We start from the raw sequence: 5,280 nt of genomic DNA, 5'->3' as shown, positions 1-5,280 counted from the left end.
AAATTCCTTCGGAATTTTCTCGCGTTCGTTTTTGTTTACTAAATTAGTTGCTGAAACACGCAACTAACCATACACAAGACCGTTGTAGAGCATTACCAAAAAATGAAAAGAAAAGAGTTAATAGAATTAGGAAAGCGGATTATAAAAGCTGAGGGAACTGAAAGAGAACTTGATGAATTATATGAGATTTTTAATAAAAATGTTCCTTACCCTAACGGAGCCAATTTATTCTATTATCCTGAAAATTATAATGCAAGAAAAGACAATCTAAATCTTTATAATCCAACTGTCGAAAGTATTGTAGACAAATGCCTGAATTACAAAGCTATTAATCTATAGAAATGAGTGATAATTATATAACTATTAGTCCAATAAAAGAGGTTGAAAATCCTAAAGAATTAAGTTTAAAAATTCTTAAATGGTTACAATCTAATGAAATTATCGAAAATGTATTATCCGACTGTATAATGACTATGGAGCACAAAGGTTATAAACCTGGGAATAAACACATAAATGCGATTGGATATGACGAAAATATATTGCGACTCCAAGTATGTGGTCTCGAAATAAAAACTGAAAGAGAAGTATTTAACGCAGGTGCATTTACTCCATTTACTAAATTAGAATGCCCAAATTGTAAAAAAAACCGGTTTGAGGGAATCACACCACAAGATTTTTATACCGAGAATTGTACTCAAGAGCAGTTAAACAGATTTGATACTGTGTTTCCTGAATTTGGAAAATGGTCAAATAATCAGAAAGCATCTTTAACTTGCCCTCACTGTTCAATTACCAGTAATTTAACTGATTATAAAACTGACAATTCAATTGCATTTTCAAATCTTGGATTTACTTTTTGGAATTGGCCAGATTTGAAAGAAGAATTTCTCACGGCATTAAAGTCTGAAATTGGAACAGATATAGTTAGAATGAATGGACATCTATAAAAAAACGCTCTACAACAATGGCTATAATTAATACGGGTTTTGGTGCTTAACCCAAAGTTTAGGTATATTTACTAAGTCCGCCAAATCTTTTGATTTGGCTTTAGTACAAAAAAGATAAAACAAAATAAAAAGATTTGGCTAAGTGCTTATTCGGAAATTAATTACTTTTAAATCCCGTACTAACTATAGCCGAAAACGTTGGCAATAATATGACAGAAAACGAGCAAAATAGCAAATTAAACAAAACTGAAATTATAGCAAATCTATTATGGACTGCTTTCGGAATTATTGGTGGAATAAATTATTATTCAAAAAAGGAATATTTGATTTGCGGAATTATGACTTTAATTGGAATTTTATATGCTTACAAATTATTTAAATCAATAAATTTAAAATGAAAAAAATACACTTCGATAATCTAAATAAAAATTGGTTTTTAATCACTGTTTTAATTTTATCAATAATATTTTTACTTGTTGGAATTTTTGAGCTTATTCCTTTTGAAAACCCTAAAATAAATAAAAGGATAAGTGGAGTTGGATTTTTACTTCAAGCACTTTTTTTCAGTAGAATGTTCTGGTATAAAAACTATATTCAGTGGAATAAAAAAGGAGCTGTTATCCGAATTAATTCTCTTTTGGGGAAATCGTTAAGTTTTGACCAAATTAAAACGACTGAACTGAATGAAAAAAAGTTGAAAATAACAAAAACTAATGGAGAAATAGTAATATTTGACTTGAAAGAAATAGCGGAATCTGACACTCAAAAACTGAATGAAATAATAGTAAAAAATACTATTGCCAACACCGTGTAAAAATAATTGCTTGGTTCTCGCCTACTTGGAAAATCCTTCGGATTTTCCTCTGGTTCGTTCCATTAATAGTAAGTTAGTTGCTTGCACACGCAACTATCCTTACACATAAACGTTGTGCGTCATTTAAATACTGTACCTCAAGTAACAAAACCTTATTTATTCAGTCTTATTTAAAAGACCTAATTCAAATGACCACAAAGCAAACAAACCGTATCTCTTTAGCAAAAGCATCTTTAATCGCTGGTTTGGGTTTATTACTTATGGTTTTGACTGTTCCCTTCGCCGAGTTTTATATTTTTCCTGAATTAATCGGACAAAATTCAACGGAGACGGCAAACAATATTTTAAACAACAAAATGCTGTTTTCAACAAGTATTTTTTTGCATTTAATAACATTACTATGCGATATCTTGGTTGCTTGGGCTCTTTATATTTTCTTAAAACCCGTAAGCAAAGAATTTTCGCTTTTAACAGCCTGGTTTAGGTTGATTTACATAGCTATACATTTGATAGCTTTGACCAACCTAATTAAAGTATTCGGCCTCATTAAAACCGTAAACCAATCGGAATTTGCTAATCAATTGGAGTTTAGCGATTCCGTAGAGTTCTACATGAATTCGTTTCGATTGGAATGGGAATTTGCATTGTTAATTTTTGGAATCTATTTGTGTCTTCTTGGTTATTTGGTTTTCCGAGCGGAATACGTTCCGAAAATTTTCGGAATTTTATTATTGGTTGCAGGTTTGGGATATGTAATTAACACTCTAGGAGTATTTCTATTCCCAAACGTAAATACTGAATTTCTTATGATTACCTTCTTTGGGGAATTGGTATTTATGCTTTGGCTACTATTTAAAGGCTCAAGAATCAGGGATTTCCGAGTAAAAGCGGAATAAAAACGAACGCACAACAAAACCTATAAACAATACGGGCTTAGGTTTTAGACGCTAGGGTATTCGTATTTTTATAAGGTCGCAAAATCTTTGGGATTTCGCTTTGACACAAAAAAAGAAAAAACAAAACCAAAAGATTTCGCTATGTGCGTGGCGCAAAGCAAACGCTAGTTTGCTCCCGTACTGTTCATAGCTCAACCGTTGGCAAACATTTGAGAAACAGTACGAATGAATAATAAATCTGAATTAAATGCTCATTTTGAACGAAATGAAAAAATGTGGCAAATTTGGGAAGAAAGCGGAATAGATTCAGAAACTGAATTAGTTGTGAATTTTCACTTTTACTCTACTCGGAAAGAGAACACCGACCTTCTTTGCAAAATATTGACTGACGAAAATATACCGCACAGAATTAAAAAAACTAGAACTCTAATTTTCCTGAAAGGCTGGAATATTGAAGCTGATATTAAAAAGAAATGGACTCTAGACGTATTACAAGGAAAAACAGGAAATATGTTTCTTCTTGCTGAACAAACTGGAGTTTCTCTAGAGGGTTGTGGAGCATTTATGCCAAATTAAGAAATATGAACCTAGAATTAAAAAGACATAAACTACTCGGGATTTTATCCAAACAAAGAAATGATTTGGAATTAAAAAAAGCTGAATACAATGCTTTAGGTGTTCCATTTGAAAAAATTTACAGCGAATTAAATTGTAATGAAGACGAGCTTAAACTAATTACATCCGAATTGTATACAGCTGATGAAATCGGATATCACAATGCTTACGATATTGTTGGAGTTTTTGCTAAAGACAATGGACTTTCTGCCTTTGCAAATAAAAAATATTCCCGCATATATTGGAAAAGGGTTTCTGATTTAACAAAAAATGCTATTCAAATTATTATTCCAGTATTGTCGCTTTTAATTGCATTTATTGCTTTGTCAATCAAAATTGAGAGTTTAAATAAAACGACTGATAACAAACTAGACAACTTAGAAAAACAAGTCATAGAATTAAAATCGGAATTAGATAAAACAAAAAAGAAAATAATAACAAAAGAGATTGATACTTTGAGTGGAAAATAAAAAACGATTTGCCAACACCGTGTATAAAAAATTGCGTAGTTTAGTGCTTAACCAAAGGCAGTTGCATTTTTGTTACGTCTGATTTTCCTTCGGAAAATCCTCGCACACAAAAACGCAACTTTCCATACACAAAACCGTTAGCAGCAATTAAAAACAGAATTACTAATGATAAAATTTACCGAATGTTTAAATGACACTTGGGACTACTTTTTTTTAGGAGACCCTTCTAAACTTTCATTATTCAAATCGGATAATAATCTTTCTAATAATCTAATTTCTGAATTTACAGAAAATAATAGCGGAGATTTAGTTGTAGAAAAGGGCGCTTTAATTCCATTATCAGGAATTGCTAATTATCCATATCATATTTTTTTTCAAATTAATTCTGAGGATTCCATATTTGATAACAATGAGAATGATTTACAATTCAAAAGAGTTGGTTATTTTCTCGAAATAGTTAATCAAGAAATATATTTAATGACTATTCCTTATCTTAAAAATTGGACTGAAGAAAACGGAATAAACTCTTTAAAATCAAATGGAATTCGCCCGAAAATTAATCTTGAAAACGGATTTTATAGTGTTGAGATTTTGGGTGGAGAAACTAATCAAGAAAGTGGTTGGGAGCCTACATTAGAATTTATTCTGAAGAAGAAGGACAAAGAAATAAAACTTACTGCGGAAGATGTGAACTTTAAATTTCAAATAAAGAGCAAGGAATATTAAAGAAAAAAGCTGCTAACACGGTATAAAAAACATAGGGCGTTTGTGCTAAATTCAAAGTTCTGTGCATATTTACAAAGTCCGCTAAATATAAAATTTGGCGTTTATAGAAGAAAAAATAAAAGCAAAATATTTATATTTAGCTAAGTAATAAACTGAAACGATAGTGCTTATTTATTGCCCTACGTTTCTTATACTAAACGTTAGCACCAATTAGAACGAAACAATGAAATCAACTTTGACATTTGCTATTCTTTACTTCTTTGTTTGGAGTTCTATACTTTTTTTAACACCGAAAGATGTTTTTCACTCTGGTGAGGGAATTATGAGATGGATAATTTTTGGAGCAATATTTTTTTTACTTCCATATCTATTGTATAAATCCATTGAGAAGGCAACATTAACGAAAACAGCAAAAAAAGGAATAGCTTATCTGTCTGTATTCTTAGGAATACCTTTTGGACTTTTTCTGAGTTCACAAAGTGAACGTGAATTGGAAGATTATGGAAAAGAGACTTACGGAATAATTGACGAAGCTTGGTTACTAGTACGAAAAAGCAGGACTGATGTTTGGTCTGTCCGTGCAAAATACAATGTTGGAAATAAAACATTTCACACATCGACAAAAGAAAACCCTGAAAAAACCTTATTCGAAGGTGATACAATCACAATAATCTATTCGGAGAAGACACCACAAATGAGTGAAATAATAGAATTAAAAAAGAAATAACTGGTGCTAACACCGTATAAAAATAATTGCGGTTTAGTGCTTAATCAAGGGTCGTTGCGTGTTTGTAACGTCTGATTTTCCTTCG

The 5,280-nt window shown here is 31.2% G+C and carries 8 protein-coding genes; all 8 read left to right on the top strand.

The window, feature by feature from the left end; all coding sequences use genetic code 11:
• Nucleotides 1-102 precede the first annotated feature (102 nt).
• The 8 genes from M4I23_RS19195 (at nt 103) to M4I23_RS19160 (ending at nt 5,195) form a co-directional block, all read left to right on the top strand.
• Nucleotides 103-339 (top strand): bacteriocin immunity protein, encoded by a 237-nt coding sequence (locus M4I23_RS19195; protein ID WP_249755472.1) that lies wholly within the window; start codon nt 103-105, stop codon nt 337-339.
• A 2-nt stretch (nt 340-341) separates the two neighbouring features.
• Nucleotides 342-947 (top strand): hypothetical protein, encoded by a 606-nt coding sequence (locus M4I23_RS19190; protein WP_249755471.1) that lies wholly within the window; start codon nt 342-344, stop codon nt 945-947.
• Between the two features lie 394 nt (nt 948-1,341).
• Nucleotides 1,342-1,761: a hypothetical protein gene (locus M4I23_RS19185; RefSeq protein ID WP_249755470.1), complete on the top strand. Its 420-nt coding sequence runs from the start codon at nt 1,342-1,344 to the stop codon at nt 1,759-1,761.
• A 188-nt stretch (nt 1,762-1,949) separates the two neighbouring features.
• On the top strand, nt 1,950-2,657 hold the full coding sequence (locus M4I23_RS19180; RefSeq protein ID WP_249755469.1) for a DUF4386 domain-containing protein: 708 nt from the start codon (nt 1,950-1,952) through the stop codon (nt 2,655-2,657).
• 225 nt (nt 2,658-2,882) lie between these two features.
• The gene (locus tag M4I23_RS19175; RefSeq protein ID WP_249755468.1) at nt 2,883-3,233 is read left to right on the top strand and encodes a ribonuclease E inhibitor RraB; all 351 of its coding nucleotides are present in this window, start codon (nt 2,883-2,885) and stop codon (nt 3,231-3,233) included.
• 5 nt (nt 3,234-3,238) lie between these two features.
• The gene (locus M4I23_RS19170; RefSeq protein ID WP_249755467.1) at nt 3,239-3,742 is read left to right on the top strand and encodes a hypothetical protein; all 504 of its coding nucleotides are present in this window, start codon (nt 3,239-3,241) and stop codon (nt 3,740-3,742) included.
• Nucleotides 3,743-3,907: 165 nt separating this feature from the next.
• Entirely contained in the window at nt 3,908-4,468 is a 561-nt protein-coding gene (locus M4I23_RS19165) for a hypothetical protein (RefSeq protein WP_249755466.1), read from the top strand.
• A gap of 223 nt (nt 4,469-4,691) precedes the next feature.
• Complete coding sequence (locus tag M4I23_RS19160) at nt 4,692-5,195, top strand: hypothetical protein (protein ID WP_249755465.1); 504 nt, start codon at nt 4,692-4,694, stop codon at nt 5,193-5,195.
• Nucleotides 5,196-5,280: the final 85 nt, after the last annotated feature.

It is taken from the genome of Algibacter sp. L4_22 (genome assembly GCF_023473045.1).
Taxonomy (GTDB): domain Bacteria; phylum Bacteroidota; class Bacteroidia; order Flavobacteriales; family Flavobacteriaceae; genus Algibacter.
Note: the sequence above shows the minus strand (reverse complement) of the source record. Positions and strands in the feature narration are given on the sequence as shown.